At 40.2% G+C, this 17,445-nt stretch carries 14 protein-coding genes, 1 tRNA gene and 1 pseudogene; 11 read left to right on the forward strand and 5 right to left on the reverse strand.

All coding sequences use genetic code 11. From position 1 onward, the window contains the following. Nucleotides 1-350 precede the first annotated feature (350 nt). Nucleotides 351-539 (forward strand): hypothetical protein, encoded by a 189-nt coding sequence (locus G322_RS0111165; protein WP_022941864.1) that lies wholly within the window; start codon nucleotides 351-353, stop codon nucleotides 537-539. 76 nt (nucleotides 540-615) lie between these two features. Here G322_RS0111165 and dsbB read toward each other — a convergent pair whose 3' ends face one another. After that, nucleotides 616-1,140: a disulfide bond formation protein DsbB gene (gene dsbB, locus G322_RS0111170; protein WP_022941865.1), complete on the reverse strand. Its 525-nt coding sequence runs from the start codon at nucleotides 1,138-1,140 to the stop codon at nucleotides 616-618. A 199-nt stretch (nucleotides 1,141-1,339) separates the two neighbouring features. Here dsbB and fadR point away from each other — a divergent pair, with 199 nt between their 5' ends. The 7 genes from fadR to G322_RS0111205 all read left to right on the forward strand — a co-directional run bounded on the left by fadR (nucleotide 1,340) and on the right by G322_RS0111205 (nucleotide 8,508). After that, nucleotides 1,340-2,050 (forward strand): fatty acid metabolism transcriptional regulator FadR, encoded by a 711-nt coding sequence (gene fadR / locus G322_RS0111175; RefSeq protein ID WP_022941866.1) that lies wholly within the window; start codon nucleotides 1,340-1,342, stop codon nucleotides 2,048-2,050. Between the two features lie 92 nt (nucleotides 2,051-2,142). Continuing rightward, complete coding sequence (locus tag G322_RS0111180; protein ID WP_245542312.1) at nucleotides 2,143-4,536, forward strand: DNA translocase FtsK; 2,394 nt, start codon at nucleotides 2,143-2,145, stop codon at nucleotides 4,534-4,536. A 4-nt stretch (nucleotides 4,537-4,540) separates the two neighbouring features. Further along, nucleotides 4,541-5,149 carry an outer membrane lipoprotein periplasmic chaperone LolA gene (lolA, locus tag G322_RS0111185; protein WP_022941868.1) on the forward strand — a complete coding sequence of 203 codons (609 nt, stop codon included), beginning with the start codon at nucleotides 4,541-4,543 and terminating at the stop codon, nucleotides 5,147-5,149. Then, the gene (locus tag G322_RS0111190; RefSeq protein ID WP_022941869.1) at nucleotides 5,149-6,468 is read left to right on the forward strand and encodes a replication-associated recombination protein A; all 1,320 of its coding nucleotides are present in this window, start codon (nucleotides 5,149-5,151) and stop codon (nucleotides 6,466-6,468) included. Before lolA ends, G322_RS0111190 begins: the two co-directional genes overlap by 1 nt. Continuing rightward, entirely contained in the window at nucleotides 6,461-6,847 is a 387-nt protein-coding gene (gene crcB, locus G322_RS0111195; RefSeq protein WP_022941870.1) for a fluoride efflux transporter CrcB, read from the forward strand. The genes G322_RS0111190 and crcB overlap by 8 nt, the downstream gene beginning before the upstream one ends. 9 nt (nucleotides 6,848-6,856) lie before the next feature. Continuing rightward, nucleotides 6,857-8,143 carry a serine--tRNA ligase gene (gene serS, locus G322_RS0111200; RefSeq protein WP_022941871.1) on the forward strand — a complete coding sequence of 429 codons (1,287 nt, stop codon included), beginning with the start codon at nucleotides 6,857-6,859 and terminating at the stop codon, nucleotides 8,141-8,143. 140 nt (nucleotides 8,144-8,283) lie between these two features. Next, the gene (locus tag G322_RS0111205; protein ID WP_022941872.1) at nucleotides 8,284-8,508 is read left to right on the forward strand and encodes a DUF2835 domain-containing protein; all 225 of its coding nucleotides are present in this window, start codon (nucleotides 8,284-8,286) and stop codon (nucleotides 8,506-8,508) included. Nucleotides 8,509-8,685: 177 nt separating this feature from the next. On the opposite strand, the gene pyk is transcribed toward G322_RS0111205, so the two are convergent. Beyond that, nucleotides 8,686-10,119 carry a pyruvate kinase gene (gene pyk, locus G322_RS0111210; protein ID WP_022941873.1) on the reverse strand — a complete coding sequence of 478 codons (1,434 nt, stop codon included), beginning with the start codon at nucleotides 10,117-10,119 and terminating at the stop codon, nucleotides 8,686-8,688. 57 nt (nucleotides 10,120-10,176) lie between these two features. Continuing rightward, nucleotides 10,177-11,037: a MurR/RpiR family transcriptional regulator gene (locus G322_RS0111215; protein ID WP_022941874.1), complete on the reverse strand. Its 861-nt coding sequence runs from the start codon at nucleotides 11,035-11,037 to the stop codon at nucleotides 10,177-10,179. A 294-nt stretch (nucleotides 11,038-11,331) separates the two neighbouring features. Between G322_RS0111215 and G322_RS0111220 the strand changes: the two genes are divergently transcribed. The 3 genes from G322_RS0111220 (at nucleotide 11,332) to G322_RS0111230 (ending at nucleotide 15,549) form a co-directional block, all read left to right on the forward strand. Next, nucleotides 11,332-12,294: a glucokinase gene (locus G322_RS0111220; protein WP_022941875.1), complete on the forward strand. Its 963-nt coding sequence runs from the start codon at nucleotides 11,332-11,334 to the stop codon at nucleotides 12,292-12,294. 108 nt (nucleotides 12,295-12,402) lie between these two features. After that, nucleotides 12,403-12,487: transfer RNA gene (locus G322_RS0111225), tRNA-Ser, on the forward strand. A gap of 146 nt (nucleotides 12,488-12,633) precedes the next feature. Then, nucleotides 12,634-15,549 (forward strand): UvrD-helicase domain-containing protein, encoded by a 2,916-nt coding sequence (locus G322_RS0111230; RefSeq protein WP_022941876.1) that lies wholly within the window; start codon nucleotides 12,634-12,636, stop codon nucleotides 15,547-15,549. Between the two features lie 20 nt (nucleotides 15,550-15,569). Here the strand turns inward: G322_RS0111230 and G322_RS22715 are convergent. Beyond that, nucleotides 15,570-16,618: pseudogene (locus tag G322_RS22715) on the reverse strand (IS256 family transposase). A 284-nt stretch (nucleotides 16,619-16,902) separates the two neighbouring features. After that, nucleotides 16,903-17,445 (reverse strand): transposase (locus G322_RS0111245; RefSeq protein WP_028866580.1); only part of this gene is annotated, 543 nt, incomplete at its 5' end.

Here is a 17,445-nt window from a genome sequence, read left to right on the forward strand (position 1 = left end):
CGAACATTGGTGCAGGTTCAAAAACAACGTTAGATAAAATTGAATTGCTAACCCATTTTACACAGCTTATTAAAGGAGATGGTGCATCAAAGACAGCGTTAGAACAGATGGTGACACTTTCTACGCAAGCACAATATACGCAAGGTTTATAATCTTAAAGTTATGCTGTCGTTGGCCGATATTAAACTTAGTCGCTGAAATGAACATTAAGCGCTATATTTAGGAATCGTTACACAATAACTTGCGCTAAATTGTTTTCAAAAAGCCTGAAATGACTGGTTATTTTGAAAACAAAAGCGCAAGTAATTTTGAAGCCGATCCTTAGATAACAATTAAATGCAGGGGGAAAAATGGATATGAAAGTGGTTGGTTCAGTAATGATGAATCATGCAAAAGTAAGTACGCTTGAAAAAGTAAACGTACATTTAATGAAAACTAATAATGAGCAAATAGAGAAGCAGACCATGCAACTTTTAGAGTCAATTGCGCCTATCTCAAGTCCTGATGGTAAAGGAACACGCATTAATATTAGTGTTTAACGGTCACGCTTCTAGCGCAGAGAAATAAAAAAGGTAGCAATTTATTGTTACCTTTTTTTATACTTATCGTCGCTAACTAAAAGGATGATTTTTTGTTGGGTAATATTGCTGTTAGCGCAATTAGCACAAACAAAACACAATAAATTGTAAAGCTAACAATTAACCATTGTGGCATGGAGTAACCAAAGAACTGCCAAACAATATCTGCACAGTCACCCGTTGGGTTAAATAACCACGGCATCCATTCGTGTAGTGGCGCCCAACTTGGGAAATTGGGGAAAAAATCACAGGTTGCAAAGGGAGATGGATTCATCTGATAACCGCTATGTTCAATAGCAAGTAATAATCCCCACACGGCATTAACGGCCCAAACAGCAAAAGCAATTAAACGCACCATAAGATATTGAGGCGCGGTGGCTCCCACTAATCCTGCCAAAATAATACCTAACATGGTGACGCGCTCATAAACACACATTACGCAGGGCTCTAATGCCATAACATGCTGAAAGTAAAGTGCACAAAGCTCCATTACTAAGGCACTAAATGCCAGTAATAACCAAGGCCAACGTTGTGAAGAGAGGTTTTTTAAGAGTGATAACACGATTAATTCCTAAAGTTGATGAGATGGCTATTTGTACCATTAACACGGTGTTCATTTCAAACCTTAATTATTGAGTTGTAAAAATGATTGTGAAGAACATCACAGTTGTCTTTAATAGATAAAAAAAGCAATTGTTTTGCGTTACTGGGACTGTGTTATCATAGTTGGCTAAAAATATAAGCAGAGTTAGAGTAAATAGATGATAATGAAAGCAAAAGGGCCAGCGGATGTTGCTGAGCAATATTTGATTGAGTCAATTTGGAACGGCTCTATTGCGATCAATTCGGAACTGCCAGCAGAGCGTTTTCTTGCCGATAAAATAGGTGTTACCCGCACCACATTACGTGAGGTATTACAGCGTTTGTCAAAAGATGGCTGGATAACCATTCGTCATGGAAAACCCACCAAAGTCAATGATTTTTGGCAAACCTCAGGGCTTAATATCTTAAGTACACTCACACGACTAGATGTCAGCCGACGCAGTGATTTTATTGACCAGTTAATGTCGGTTCGTACCAATATCAGTACCATTATCTTACGCATGGCAGCCAAACATAATAATGAAACGGTGTTAGCTTTTTTAGAAAATGTACCTTCACTGGATGCAAGCAGTGAAGAATTTACCGAGTTCGATTACCGTTTTTATCATCAAGTTGCCGTTTCCTCTAATAATATGATCTACGTATTGATTCTTAATGGCTTGCAAGACTTGTATCGTAAAGTGGGTATATTCTATTTTTCCAACAGTGAAGCACGCTCTATCGCATTGAATTTTTATGCTGATATCAAAGCAATACTTGAAAAGGGTGAATCACAACAAATTATGCAAACAGTCCGTGATTCTGCTTTTGCCAGTGGTAAAATATGGTTACGCTTACGTCATCAATTACCAGCCGACTTTCTTGATTAATCTACTCTTCCCTACTGAGGTTTCCTTTGCTTAAAAAAAATATGATCAACCACCTCTCAGCTGTGCAAAAACTATTTGAAGTTGGGGTTATTATGACCCTGTTCAGTGCTATTTTTATCACCATTGCATTACTCTCTTTTTCGCCAGTTGACCCTAGTTGGTCACAACAACAGTGGGTTGCAGAAATTCAAAATGCAGGCGGTCGTGTTGGGGCATGGACTGCGGATGTGCTCTTTTATGCTTTTGGTTTACTTGCTTACTTTATCCCTTTTGTTGTTTCTGTCTTAGCTTGGGTGCTATTTTGGAAACCTAAATTCAGTCTTGATATTGATTACCTTAATTTAAGTTTACGCATTATTGGTTTTATCTTTAGCATCTTTAGTCTTTCTGGATTAGCGTCACTTAATTTTAACGACTTTCACTATTACCCATCGGGTGGCTTAATAGGCGATATTATTGCGCAAAGCATGCTTGGGTTTTTTAGCTTATTAGCGGTAAATCTAATTTTATTAACCTTGCTTATCTCTGGTATCACCTTATTACTGGGCTTTTCATGGTTGCGTCTCGTGGATGAATTAGGGGCACTGGCGATTCAAACCGTGACACATATTTTTTCATTACCGACCCACTTTAAAGTATGGAATGAGCAACGCCTGTTAAATCACAGTGATAAACCTAAGAAAAAATCAGCTAAAAAAATAGCGTTCTCATTGCCCAAAAAAGAGAAAAAAGAAACAGATGATCGCACGGATAAAAGAGTGAATACAGAGGTTGATGACCATTATCAAGAGACGCCTTTTTCCGATGAAGAGATTCGTGGTGTCGAAGATTTTGTTTTTGGCGAACAACCTTTTGAATCGGATGAAAACTCTGATGAGGTACACGAAATTAGCTTTATGGAAACCGCTGATGAGCAGGAAATAACGCCTGATTTTTCACATCTACCTGAGCATGCAAGACCGACGATTAAACGTAAAACAGATGAAAATATGGCGCCTTTTCCCAGTGTTGATCTACTTGATCGCCCTAATAAAACCGCAAACCCTGTTTCAGAAGAAGATTTGCAAATCGCTGCCCGTTTGGTGGAATCGAAATTACTGGAATTTAAAATCAAAGCTGAGGTGGTTAATGTGCTTCCCGGACCTGTTATTACCCGCTTTGAATTAGCGCTGGCGCCGGGCATGAAAGTAAGCACGGTTTCCAGTTTAGAGAAAGATCTTGCGCGTGCGCTTTCTGCAATGAGTGTACGCGTCGTTGATCAGATTCCCGGTAAAGCGGTGATCGCGTTAGAGCTTCCTAACAAGCATCGTGAAATTGTTTATTCCTCACAAGTATTAGGCAGTAAAGCCTTTATGGAGGCGAAATCTCCGCTGAGTATGGTATTAGGCGTTGATATTTCGGGTGAGCCTGTGGTGGTTGATCTGGCTAAAATGCCACATTTATTGGTTGCGGGGACAACAGGCTCAGGTAAATCGGTGGGGGTGAACTGTATGATAGTTAGTTTACTTTATAAATCATCGCCTGAAGATGTACGCTTGATTTTGATCGACCCTAAAATGCTCGAGCTGAGCGTTTATGAGGGCATACCACATCTATTAACAGAAGTAGTTACCGACATGAAAGATGCTGCTAATGCACTGCGTTGGTGTGTGGGGGAGATGGAGCGTCGTTACAAATTACTTTCTGCCGTCGGTGTGAGAACACTGGCAAGTTACAATAGCAAAGTGAAAGAAGCGATTGAAGCGGGTGAGCCAATGGTTGATCCTATCTGGAAAGAGGGTGATAGCATGGATGAAACTGCACCTCATTTAGAAAAACTGCCTAATATTGTGGTTGTGGTCGATGAGTTTGCCGACATGATGATGATTGTGGGGAAAAAATGTGAAGAGCTTATTACCCGTATTGCTCAAAAAGCACGTGCTGCTGGCATTCATCTTATTTTAGCGACGCAGCGTCCCTCGGTAGATGTTATTACTGGTTTGATTAAAGCAAATATTCCAACGCGTATCGCCTTTCAAGTATCCAGTAAAATTGATTCGCGTACCATTCTTGGTATGCAAGGTGCTGAAACACTGCTTGGCCATGGCGATATGTTATACCTTCCACCGGGAACGGGGGTTCCTACACGGGTGCATGGGGCATTTGTTGATGATCACGAAGTGCACAGAGTAGTCGCTGATTGGAAAAAACGCGGAGAGCCAAACTACGTTAAAGATATTTTAGATGGCGATCTGAGTTTAGATACTCTATTACCCGGTGAAGAAGCGGAAGGAGAGAACGAGATCGATGCGCTGTTTGATGAAGTAGTGGCATTCATAACGGAAACGCGTAAAGTTTCTATCTCAAGTATTCAACGAAAATTTAGAATAGGTTATAACCGCTCTGCACGTTTAGTTGATCAACTGCAAGTACAAGGTGTGATAAGCCCACCATCGGGCGCAAATAGTAGCCGTGACGTGTTAGCGCCACCGCCAGTTAAGGGTTAAAAACATGAAGAAAATATTACTGTCATTGCTTATTTTATCGTTTTCATTTTCTGTGCAAGCACTGTCTTCTGGCGCACAAGCACTAAAAGATAAACTGGCTGTTTTTGAATATATCAATGCAACTTTTGTACAACGAGTGACCAGTAGCGAAGGTAAATTGTTAAATGAGAGCACGGGTGAGTTGACTATCTCGCGTCCGGGTAAATTTCATTGGCAGGTATTAACGCCCGAAGAGGAATTGATTGTGTCGGATGGTAAAACCATCTGGTATTACACGCCTTTTATTGAACAAGTAACACTGATTAATTTTAGTGATGCCATTAATGGTACCCCTTTTACACTACTTGCGGGGGCGACTAACGAACAGTGGCAAGACTATGTTGTTGAGCAAAAGGGAGATCATTTTATCGTCACTAACCCTCAACAACAGCAAGCGACGACCTTTACCTTTGAATTTGATAAAAATAACAAGGTAAGAAAATTTGTAGTGATTGAAGAGTTGGGGCAACAGAGTGAATTTATATTGACCTATAAGAAAAACAGCAAAGCCGTTAACCCCTCTCTTTTTAACTTTGAAATTCCTAACGGCGTGGAAGTGGATGATCAACGTTGATGTCTGATCTTTTTGATCTCACTAACGAGTTTCAACCTCTGGCCGCCCGCATGCGACCAAAAGGCTTTGCGCAATTTATTGGCCAATCGCATATTGTGGGTGACGGTAAACCACTGCGTAAAGCACTAGAGTCAGGCGCAGCCCATTCGATGATTTTATGGGGGCCTCCCGGTACAGGGAAAACCACCTTAGCAGAGCTGATTGCCACATACTGCCAAGCGCATGTTGAGCGTCTCTCTGCGGTGACTTCGGGTATCAAAGAGATCCGCGCCGCCATTGAAATCGCAAAACAGAATCAGGCATCGGGTATTCGTACCCTGTTATTTGTTGATGAAGTACATCGTTTTAATAAAAGCCAGCAAGATGCTTTTTTACCTTTTATTGAAGACGGCACCATTCTGTTTATTGGCGCAACCACTGAAAATCCCTCCTTTGAACTTAACAACGCACTGCTTTCCCGTGCACGTGTCTATCTGCTTAAAAAACTGACAGACAGTGAAATTGAAGCGGTGATTGATCAAGCCTGTGAGTCAGTTGATGGTTTGGCAGATAAAAATATTCACTTTGAAGCAACAGTAAAACAAAAATTAGCCACCTTAGTACAAGGTGATGCGCGCAAAGCACTGAACTATTTAGAGTTACTCAGTGATATGGCTGAAAATGGCTTAGTGACATTAACGCTTTTAATGGAGATTGCAGGTCGTGAGGGCGTTAGCTTTGATAATAAAGGCGATCTGTTTTACGACTTGATCTCTGCATTTCATAAATCGATACGTGGCTCAGACGGTGATGCTGCTTTGTATTGGTATGCGCGTATGTTAGCGGGAGGTTGCGACCCCTTATATGTTGCTAGGCGCTTACTGGCTATCGCCTCTGAAGATATCGGTAATGCTGATCCCCGTGCGATGCAGATAGCGATTAATGCTTGGGATTGCTTTAGCCGTGTTGGCCCTTATGAGGGGGAGCGTGCCATTGCCCAAGCGATTGTATATTGTGCCAGTGCGCCAAAAAGTAATGCTGTTTATGTGGCGTTTGCGAAGGCCAAGCAACTGGTAAATGATTATCCTGATTTTGACGTGCCACTGCATCTAAGAAATGCCCCCACACAGTTAATGAAAGATCTCGGCCATAATGAGGGTTATCGTTATGCTCATGATGAAGAGGGCGCTTTTGCTGCCGGGGAGGTATATCTACCCATTGAATTACAACATGAATCTTTTTATCATCCCTCTGATCGCGGTTTTGAAAAGCAGATAAGTGATAAATTAAACTACTTAAAACAGTTAAATCAACAGAGTAAAAATAGACGTTATGAATAATATGATAACAAATATCGCTTTAGTGGCTTGTGGTGGCGCATTTGGTGCTACTTTGCGTTATTTAATTGGTCTTGGCATGATAAGCCTCTTTGGAAAAGGTTTCCCATTTGCTACACTGGCCGTTAATGTTTTGGGCTCGCTGATCATGGGTTACATCTTTCAGCTAGTGCAACAAGGAACAATCACTGCATCACCTTGGTGGCCATTAATTGGCGTAGGGTTTTTAGGTGCATTAACCACATTTTCAACATTTTCTATGGATAACCTGTTGTTATTGCAACAAGGGGAGCTAGTAAAAGCGATGTTAAATGTCGCTTTGAATGTTGTTGTTTGTATTTTAGCCGCCTACATTGGCACACTATTAGTTTTAAAGAGTTAGGGAAATAAGATGTTAGATCCGAAATTTTTACGTAATGATATTGAAAAAACAGCACAGTTATTAGCCAATCGCGGTTTTACATTAGATGTTGAATTGGTTAACGCATTAGAAGCGCAACGTAAATCATTACAAATTCAAACAGAATCCCTACAAGCAGAGCGTAATAGTCGTTCCAAAGAGATAGGCATGGCCGCAAAACGTGGTGAAGATATTGCGCCACTGCGTATACAGATGAATGAGTTTGGAGCACAGCTAGATGCGGTGAAAGAACAGTTCACTACACTATCGGCTCAAATTCAAGAGATTGCCTACACTATCCCTAATCTGCCACATGAATCTGCACCATTGGGTAAAGATGAAAGTGAAAATGTTGAAATTTCAACATGGGGCACCCCAAAAAAGTTTGATTTTGAAGTAAAAGATCATGTTGATTTAGGGGAAGCATTAGGTGGACTTGATTTTAAATCTGCGGTAAAAATCAGTGGTTCTCGTTTTATTGTCATGCAAGGTCAAATTGCAAAATTACATCGCTCATTAGCGCAGTACATGTTAAATCTACATACCAACCAACATGGTTACACTGAGATGTATGTGCCACTTTTGGTGAATGCTGAAAGTTTATATGGCACAACACAATTACCCAAATTTGGTGATGATCTGTTTAATACCAAACCTGCAACGGAAGAGGGTCAAGGTCTTTCATTGATTCCCTCTGCTGAAGTGCCATTAACCAACATGAGTCGTGATGTGATTTACGATGAAGCCGATCTACCGATTAAAATCACGTCACACACACCTTGTTTCCGTAGCGAAGCTGGCTCATACGGTCGTGATACACGTGGTTTAATTCGTCAACATCAGTTTGATAAAGTAGAGTTGGTGCAGTTTGTACACCCAGAAAAAAGCTTTGAAGCACTGGAAGAGATAACAAAACATGCAGAGCAAGTATTGATTAACCTTGAACTGCCATACCGTAAAGTGGTTTTATGTACCGGAGATATGGGTTTCAGTGCCACTAAAACCTATGATTTAGAAGTATGGGTTCCTGCACAAGAAACTTACCGTGAAATTTCATCGTGTTCAAACGTAGGTGATTTCCAAGCGCGTCGTTTACAAGCACGTTTTCGCCCAGTAGGTAAAAAGAAACCAGAGCTTATTCATACTCTAAATGGCTCAGGTTTAGCGGTAGGTCGTACTTTAGTGGCAGTACTTGAAAACTATCAATTAGAAGATGGCCGTATTGAAATCCCTAAAGTATTACAGCATTATATGGGTGGATTAACCCATATTGGCTAAGCTGGCTGTTAGCCATTAGCGGTCCGTTAAAAATCAAAAAAGAGCCGAGGGCTCTTTTTTTCTAGATTATAAATATACTTATATGAACTACGGCGACGAGATTTAAATTAGCCACCTATTTACTCTTAACAAGGCAAACAATGAAGCATTTCTATTTCCGGCTAAATATATCTTACCAAGCATTTGAACAGTTATATCGCAGCCCAAATACAGTGGTAAAAGTACGCGAGGAGGGGGGAAGAATGATACAAATTCCAGCAATGCGATTTGTACCTTTTTTTTCACAGCTTGGGGTAAGAGGACGCTTCGAATTGATACTGGATGAAAATAATAAATTTAAGCAACTACAACAAGTCGATCAGTAAACGGACAAAAAAAAAGCCTAGAGTAAAGGGGACTCTAGACTTGGGAAACATGACGTTCCAATAAGGAATAATATGTTTGAACACCTCTTAGTTTAGTCATGTTTATATAACATACAAATAAATACCGTTAAAAGAATAAAGGATCACAAGTGATCCTTTATTCATACCAAAAAGCAATTACTTCACTTCGACAATCTTACAGGTATTCGTTGAGCCTGCATCATGACTATCACCATGAGTGATAAGAATGAGATCACCCGTTTTTATCGCATCAATCGCTTTTAGTGTATCAATTGCATTTTGCACAAATTCAACGCTGTTAGTTGTCGTAGAGCTAAATTTCACCGGTGTTACACCACGGTAAAGCGCACAGTAACTTAATGTTTGTTGATTGCTTGAAAGTGCATAAATAGGCAAACCAGAGCTTAAACGCGACATTAACAAGGGTGTTGTACCAGACTCTGTCAGTGCCACAATCGCTTTTACGCCCACTGTGTGGTTCGCTGCAAACATGGTTGTCATTGCTAATGCTTCAGCTGGATCATCAAAGGTATGGTTAATACGGTGATTAGAAACATTAATACTTGGGTGTTTCTCTGCACCAATACACACTTCGCTCATCGCTTTTACGGTTTCAACAGGGAAGTCTCCCGCCGCCGTTTCACCCGAAAGCATCACGGCATCTGTGCCATCTAATACTGCATTGGCAACATCCATTACCTCTGCACGTGTAGGCATCGGCGCATTGATCATTGATTCCATCATCTGTGTTGCAGTAATAACCACACGGTTTAAACGACGCGCGGTACGGATCATGTTTTTCTGTACACCCACTAAACGCGCATCACCAATCTCAACGCCTAAATCACCACGGGCAACCATCACGACATCTGAAGCAAGAATGATCTCTTCAAGTATTTCTTGCGTTTCAACCGCTTCAGCACGCTCAACTTTTGCAACGATTTTAGCATTACAGCCAGCAGCACGGGCAAGTTTACGCGCATAATGTAAATCATCACCATTGCGTGGGAATGAGACCGCTAAATAATCACATTTAATTTCTGCAGCGGTAATAATATCTCTTTTATCTTTATCAGTCAGTGCCGGAGCTGAAAGGCCACCACCTTTAAGGTTAATACCCTTGTTATTTGAAAGAGGACCACCAATGGTAACAACAGTATGTACTTTATTACCCTCAATCATGGTCACTTCCATCTGAACGCGCCCATCATCAAGCAGTAACAGATCACCTTTTTTCACCTCTTGAGGCAGTGTTTTATAATCCAGACCCACTTGCTCTTTCGTGCCCTGACCTTTTTCTAAATCACTGTCTAGAATAAAAAGGTCACCCACAGCAAGCTGAATTTTATTATCTTTAAATGTTGAAACACGAATTTTAGGCCCTTGTAAGTCGCCCATAATCGCCACTTCTTTGCCTAAACGAGCGGCAATTTCACGTACTTCATTAGCGCGGCGAACATGATCGACGGCTTCTCCATGTGAAAAGTTCATACGCACCATATTAGCGCCCGCTTCAATAATTTTTTCTAAATTATTGTCTCTGTCTGTTGCAGGGCCCAGTGTGGTTACGATTTTAGTACGTCTGATCATTGTATACTCCAGTAAATGTAATTTTTTAAATGTGATTAATTAATGATGACAAAACGATTAAATTATATTGTCATCAAGTTTATCAAAACGTGAATCTTTAATCCCCTCTTTCACGCGTTTGAGGTTGTCTCTAAATTTAGCACCACGGCGTAATGTAAAGCCCGTTGCTAACACATCAATTAAGACCAACTGTGCAATGCGTGACGCCATTGGCATATAAATATCAGTATCTTCTGGCACACTCATTGAAAGCACCAAGTTACTGTGTTTTGCCAGTGGGGAGTTATAAGCGGTTAGCGCGAGAACAAAAGCATCATTTTCACGCGCAAGCCGTGCGACTTCAACTAATGCTTTGGTACGACCGGTGTGTGAAATAAGGACAATGACATCTCCTTCCGTGCTATTAATGCAACTCATTTTTTGCATTACAATGTCATCAAAACAAGCAACAGGTATATTAAAGCGGAAAAATTTATTCAATGCATCGTGCGCCACACTCGAAGATGCACCAAGACCAAAGAATGAGATTTTATTTGCTTGGGTTAACACATCCACAGCACGGTTGATTAAATTGGTATCAAGGGCATTTTTAGCCACATCAAGGCAAGCCATTGTTGATTCAAATATTTTTGCAGTATACGCTTCAGGACCATCATCTTCATTTACATTACGATTTACATATGGCGTGCCATGTGCAAGGCTTTGTGCAAGGTGCAATTTGAAGTCGGGAAAGCCTTTAGTATCAAGACGACGACAAAAGCGATTAACGGTTGGCTCACTAACATCCGCCATTTTGGCAAGAGTAGCAATGCTTGAGTGAATAGCGACCTGTGGTGAGGCGATGATAACTTCTGCTACTTTTCTTTCAGATTTGCTAAAAGTATCAAGATTTTTTTGGATTAACTCTAAAGTATTCATACGACTCTACTGTAAATTATTGTTTTTGCGTTAAACTAACGGACTATTGTGATTAATGAGCATCAATGTAATTTGATGATATAGCTACATTTTTGAAATCATCAGAAGCTACAATTGAAAACAAATTACCATCATTCATCAATCAGTGTGGATTCTAGAGTTTTGATTATAGATAGTTGTACGGTAACTGTCATTTTATTACAGAATAAAACTGTTTTAGATCAAAATATCTGTTGTTTAGTTACATTAATGAGAGTCTGAACATCACTTACTTTTACTTTATGGGGAATTATTATGTTATCTGTTGTTGCTGATGTGGGTGGAACAAACATCCGTTTAGCGGTTTGTTGCCACAAAACGGGTGAAGTGAGCCAAAGTCGCACCTTTGCTTGTGCGGAGTTTTTGACTTTAGATGCTGCGCTTTTTCAATATTTTTCAACGCTACCTGAAAAAGTAAGTGCACTCTGTTTAGCAATTGCATGCCCTGTAGAAAATGATTTAGTCACGATGACCAATTTAAGTTGGAAATTTTCTAAAATAGCGTTACAAGAGAAACTACAGCTTGCACAACTTTTTGTCATTAATGATTACACTGCCATTTCATTAGCGGTGCCATTTTTAAATGATAATGAGAAAATAAAATTAGGTGGAGGCGAGGCACAGCAACAAGGCATCACGGCGGTGTTTGGCCCTGGAACAGGGTTAGGTGTCTCGCACATCATTCATGTGAACCACAAATGGATCAGTTTAGACGGTGAAGGCGGGCATGTTAGTTTTTCACCCAATAGCCGTGAACAAGCCGATGTGTTGTTATTACTGCAAGAACAGTTTGGTCATGTTTCCGCAGAACGCTTATTGTCGGGCCAAGGGCTGGTCAATATTTATCATGCCATCTGCCGCTTAGAAGGTAAACAGGCTCATTTTCATGAGCCCAAACAAGTCACAGAGGGCGCATTAAATGGCGAGTGTGAGTTAGCCAAACGAAGTTTGACACTATTTTGTCAGGCAATGGGCAGCTTTGCAGGAAATTTAGCATTAAATCTTGCTTGTACGGGTGGCGTTTATATCGCAGGCGGCATTGTGCCACGCTTTGTCGAGTTCTTTAAAGAGAGTGAGTTTAGAGCGCAGTTTGAGATGAAAGGACGTTTTTCGAGCTACCTGTCAACCATTCCAACTTACCTAATAACCCATGATAATCCTGGGTTATTAGGGGCAACCGTCTACTTACGCCAAGAGTTAGGTTTGATTGCTGATTAAATAGACGGTTAATGGATATTAATAGTTGATTTAATAAGAGGAGTTATCTATTATGCGCTCCGCAAACAAGCTTAACGTTGATGCGTATATAGAACATGAAAAAATTTAGGAAAGTTCGGATAATGGTATTCCACCACCTTGGAAAGGTGGCGCTCTAACGGGCATAAGGGTTCGAATCCCTTACTTTCCGCCACACAATAAAAAAAGGCTGTATCTTAACGGATACAGCCTTTTTTTATGCATCCAGCTTATGACAAACACGTCGGCTTTGAGACATATTAACGCTGCACTGTTACAATAAATTTTCAATTCTCTTGGTCATTAGGTTTTTTCCCATTAATGAAAGCAATCTCTTCAAGTTTTTTTGGTCGTCTGTTTGGCCACCACACAAAAATAATATTCAACAATGATGGGCTTACCGTCACACTCAAAAACAGCACCACAAAAATCGGCTGGCAAGCTTTAACATCCCCCCCTGTCTTTAGTTTTGGTTGGTTAGGGCAAACGATGCTGTTTAGCACCTCTGAGCAAAATTATCAGCTGAGTAAGTTGGCTTATAACAGTAACAAAAAGCACAATTTTCCTTGTCAGGCATTATGGGTAGAAAATAATAAAAGCCGTCTCGAAATCTTACTCTCTCAAATAAACAAATTCATCAATAGCCAATATTTGCGTCAATCTAACCTACAACGCATTCAGGTCGCTGTGGAGCGAGAATATGTTCGTTGGTTCCCTTGGATGCAATCAAACAGTGATTTCCCTCAAGCGGCTGAAATGGCTCAGTTATTATCAACGTACCAACATTGGCAGACACGCGATGTCACCGCTTGCCGTGAGCGCTATATAAATAAGCAAGTTAAGAAGTATCAAACATTCTTTGATACTGTTGAATCAAACCCTTTAACGCCAAGGCAACGTAGAGCCTGTATTATTGATGATGACAATAATCTGTTACTCGCTGGCGCAGGAACAGGTAAAACCAGTGTTATGATCGGTAGAACGGGGTATTTACTTAACAGTCAACAGGCAAGTTTTAATGATATTTTACTGTTAGCTTATGGCCGAAAAGCCGCTAATGAGATGGATGAAAGGATCAAAGATAAACTCGCCACCGATAAAATAAGTGCAACAACGTTTCATCACTTGGGGCTTAATATTATTGCGCAAGTTGAAGGAGGCAAACCCAAGTTATCGCGCTTTGCTGAGGATGAAAAAGCAAAATCTAAATGGGTACAAACTTGCTTTGAAAATTTAATCGATGATCAAGCACAATACCGCCATTTAGTGTTGGAATATTTTAGTAAATATTATTATGTTGAAAAGAATGATTTTGAGTTTGATACCCTTGGTGAATATTATCAATATTTAACAGACAGCGATATCCGCAGTTTAAAAGGTGAGAAAGTAAAAAGCTTTGGTGAACTGTATATTGCCAATTGGTTATTCAACCATGGCATTGAGTACCAATATGAAGCGAGCTACCAGTTTGATGTACAAACTGTCGCGCGTAGACAATATCAACCTGATTTTTTTCTTCCTGAATTAAATATTTATATTGAGTATTTTGGTGTCGATGAAAATGATGATACCGCCCCTTATATCAATAGAGATGAGTACCATGCTTCGATGCAATGGAAACGTAAAACTCACCAGCACTATAATACCCAATGTATCGAATTAACATACTCTTTGCATAAAAGGGGAATGTTACTAAACAGCTTGCAGAAATGCTTAACAGACAAACAGATTGAATATGAATTGTTGCCTGACGATGTAATGCTAGCAAGTTTGCAGGAGACAGGCCAACTCACTGTGCTTGCTGAGATATTTGCTAAGTTAATCGGGTTATACAAAGCAGCCTGTTTAGATAAAAACGCAGAGCAAGGCATTATTGCAACCTCGATAGATAAACAACAGATGGAGAAAGCATTTGAGCTACTTGGCCCCATTCTAACGGCTTATCAAGCAAGATTATTCGCTAACAATGAAATCGACTTTGAAGATATGATCAGTAAAGCACTGGAGTATATTGAAACGGGAAGGTTTCGCTCAACGTGGCGTTATATTATGGTTGATGAATTTCAGGATATTTCAGAGCCTCGAGCACGTTTAGTTAAGGCATTACGTGACAGTAACAAAGGAAGCTCTGTTTTTGCTGTGGGTGATGATTGGCAGGCTATCTATCGTTTTAGTGGGGCAGATGTCGCGCTTACCACCGGTTTTGAGAACTATTTTGGTCCAACAAGCAAAACAGAGTTAGATCAAACCTTCCGATTTAATGACCGCATCGGTCAAGTGGCCACTGATTTTGTCAGTAAAAATCCCGCGCAAATAGATAAAACAATAAAATCTATAAAGCAAGTAACAGCCCCCGCGGTATCAATATTGAGAAAGGGGGCGGGTGTATCCTCTTATGACGAAAAAACAGTTAATGAGATAGAAAATGGTGCAATTGATGAAGTGCTAAGGGCGATTGCAAATAAAGTCAGCAAACCCGTTACTCTCTACCTATTAGCGCGTTTCTGGTTTCAGCTGCCCGATAAAGCCACTATTGCACGTTTGAATAATCAATATCCGCTTCTACAGATTGAAACACAATCGTTCCATGCAGCTAAAGGGAAAGAAGCCGATTATGTTGTGATCATCGGATTAAAATCGGGTAAGCATGGTTTTCCTTCCACTAAGGTCGCGCCTCCCATTTTAGAGGCGCTATTAGCAAAACAAGAAAACTTTAAACATGCCGAAGAACGACGTTTATTTTATGTTGCGTTAACCCGAGCCAAAGAGAGGGTCTATATTATTGCGGATATGGTAGAGGCGAGCTGTTTTGTCAAAGAGCTTATTGATGAGGGTGACGTTGAGCTTAATGAATTTGGTATCACAGTAAATCAAGCTTTTTTTGAGCAGATTAACTGTTTAGTGTGCGAAACGGGCACATTAAAAGCACGAACAGGCCGTTATGGCCCATTTTACTCTTGTTCACACTTCCCTCTTTGTGAACACAAAGAGAGAGCATGTGTTAAGTGCGAAAGTGTCATGACAAAAAGTAAACATCGTGGTTTTAAAGTTTGTTTAAATCCATCTTGTCATGATATTTTTCCACTTTGCCAACAGTGTGGTGCTGAAATGGTGTTAAGAGAGAGTAAAAGAGGGCCGTTCTGGGGTTGTCGGAATTATAGGGGTAATGACGCGCTAAGTTGCAAGCATGGTGTTGATAAATCAAAGATACAATGGCCACCATTATTGAGGATGTAATCCTAACTGTGTAAACACCCTTAGATATGGGGAGCGACCTGCTCCTCAAATTCAATTATAAAACGATTTAATGCAGGTTTCCAATCCCTTATTGGCATTGTCCATCTTTTTGATGCCGCTTGTATCGCTAAATAGACAACTTTAAACGCCGCATCATCGCTTGGAAATACTTTTCTTGTTTTAACTGATTTCCGAATGACACTATTCAGGGATTCTATTGCATTAGTGGTGTAAATCACCTTACGAATATCAGCAGGGTAATCAAACAAAGTATTTAAATTCTCCCAGTTAGCACGCCAAGAACGGCTGATTTGAGGGTATTTGTCATCCCATTTATCAGAAAAATGATCGCGTTCCAGCTTCGCCCAATTTCCCGTAATAGATTGATATATAGATTTTAAATCTGTGGTGACTTCTTTGTAATCTTTCCAAGGGACAAATTTAAGTGAGTTTCGCACCATGTGGACAATATAAAGTTGAATTTTAGTCTCTGTAAATGTTGCATTTATCGCTTCAGGGAAGCCCTTTAACCCATCAACACAAGCAATTAACATGTGCTTCATGCCCTTCAATATATATTCCAAGAGCAAGATAAATGGATTTGTTAATAACGCGCTTATCTTGGCGGGTTCCTACTCCATAACCGCATTGGTTACCTGTGATACAAGCCCTGCGCACCATACATCTCTTTAAATGTAGCGGTAATATCACGGGTGCTCATCCCTTTGGAATACAGCGTGATGACTTGTTCATCCATTCCTGTAATACGCGTTTGGCGTTTTTTTATTAGTTGGGGTTCAAACGAGCCCTCTTTATCGCGTGGTGTTTGGATTTCAATTTCACCATGGGATCCTTTAAGGATTTAAGTTGAATAACCATTACGGTTATTTCCACTGTTAAGCTCATTAGGCTGGTGCTTGTCATAACCAAGGTGAAAGTCCAGCTCAGACATTAATGCGGTTTCAACGGTCATTTTAGTGAGCATGGCGCTTAATTGACCTAGATCGTCAGGTGTTTTTATCTCTTTCGCTAATTCATTAGCAAAGGCTTGCATTTTTTCTTTATTCATTGTGATACTCATTATTTGATCCTTTTGTAGATTATAAACAATAAGTATTTACACACATATTTTTACACACTCCCATTAATTTCTTGTTTGGGGGGAAGGCAAAGTTTACTTTGAGTTATATATTCGAATCAAAAGCCAAGTTCAGGATAACTACGAAGCATCATCGCAGACTGCCAGTCTCCCATAAACATGTGTAAGTAACCCTTTTGATGAACGGACGTTTGATGCATCTTCAATGCCAGTAACTTTATTGAGCCAACCAAATAATGCTTCAATCGGCCGCCTCATACGTGATACTGCATTTGAATATTTTTTATCCTCTGCTGACAACTCCTTCTCCCTCTTTGTTTTTTTATCGGCGTCAAAACCTTTAATTCCTGCTCTAACTCAACGTTGTCTTCATCTGGTCTTTTGTATGCTTGATCACCAAATAGCAAATTATCTGTAAGCATTGGGCGAATTTGATCAAAAACGGGCCCATCCTGCCTCTTTGCTTCCTCAATAAATATTATTTCAATGTCTGGCAAGCTCGCTTCTCGTTTACGCGCTACAACATGTGCTTTGACGCCGTAGTAATACATTTTCTTAGTTGAGTTGTAGCTTTTACTTGCGCGCTCTGGTGCTACTTTAGCAGTGTAAGCATAGTTATTCTTAGCAAGCGTAATAGGAAACGAATCAATAAGATAAACACGGTCATCATCTGCCGATATTTTTTTTGCTTGCAAAAAAGATATCAATGCAATAAATCCATTTGACAACTTGTTAACTCGATGTACGAACGCTGCGTAACCACAGAGTTTTGGAAACGGGTCACTAAGATGATCTTG

It is taken from the genome of Psychromonas hadalis ATCC BAA-638 (genome assembly GCF_000420245.1).
GTDB lineage: Bacteria > Pseudomonadota > Gammaproteobacteria > Enterobacterales > Psychromonadaceae > Psychromonas > Psychromonas hadalis.

Bases quoted from the DNA above. Each gene is read 5' to 3' on its own strand.
- G322_RS0111165 (WP_022941864.1), top strand. From the start codon at position 351: ATGGATATGAAAGTGGTTGGTTCAGTAATGATGAATCATGCAAAAGTA.
- fadR (WP_022941866.1), top strand. From the start codon at position 1,340: ATGATAATGAAAGCAAAAGGGCCAGCGGATGTTGCTGAGCAATATTTG.
- G322_RS0111180 (WP_245542312.1), top strand. From the start codon at position 2,143: ATGACCCTGTTCAGTGCTATTTTTATCACCATTGCATTACTCTCTTTT.
- lolA (WP_022941868.1), top strand. From the start codon at position 4,541: ATGAAGAAAATATTACTGTCATTGCTTATTTTATCGTTTTCATTTTCT.
- G322_RS0111190 (WP_022941869.1), top strand. From the start codon at position 5,149: ATGTCTGATCTTTTTGATCTCACTAACGAGTTTCAACCTCTGGCCGCC.
- crcB (WP_022941870.1), top strand. From the start codon at position 6,461: ATGAATAATATGATAACAAATATCGCTTTAGTGGCTTGTGGTGGCGCA.
- serS (WP_022941871.1), top strand. From the start codon at position 6,857: ATGTTAGATCCGAAATTTTTACGTAATGATATTGAAAAAACAGCACAG.
- G322_RS0111205 (WP_022941872.1), top strand. From the start codon at position 8,284: ATGAAGCATTTCTATTTCCGGCTAAATATATCTTACCAAGCATTTGAA.
- pyk (WP_022941873.1), bottom strand. From the start codon at position 10,119: ATGATCAGACGTACTAAAATCGTAACCACACTGGGCCCTGCAACAGAC.
- G322_RS0111215 (WP_022941874.1), bottom strand. From the start codon at position 11,037: ATGAATACTTTAGAGTTAATCCAAAAAAATCTTGATACTTTTAGCAAA.
- G322_RS0111220 (WP_022941875.1), top strand. From the start codon at position 11,332: ATGTTATCTGTTGTTGCTGATGTGGGTGGAACAAACATCCGTTTAGCG.
- G322_RS0111230 (WP_022941876.1), top strand. From the start codon at position 12,634: ATGAAAGCAATCTCTTCAAGTTTTTTTGGTCGTCTGTTTGGCCACCAC.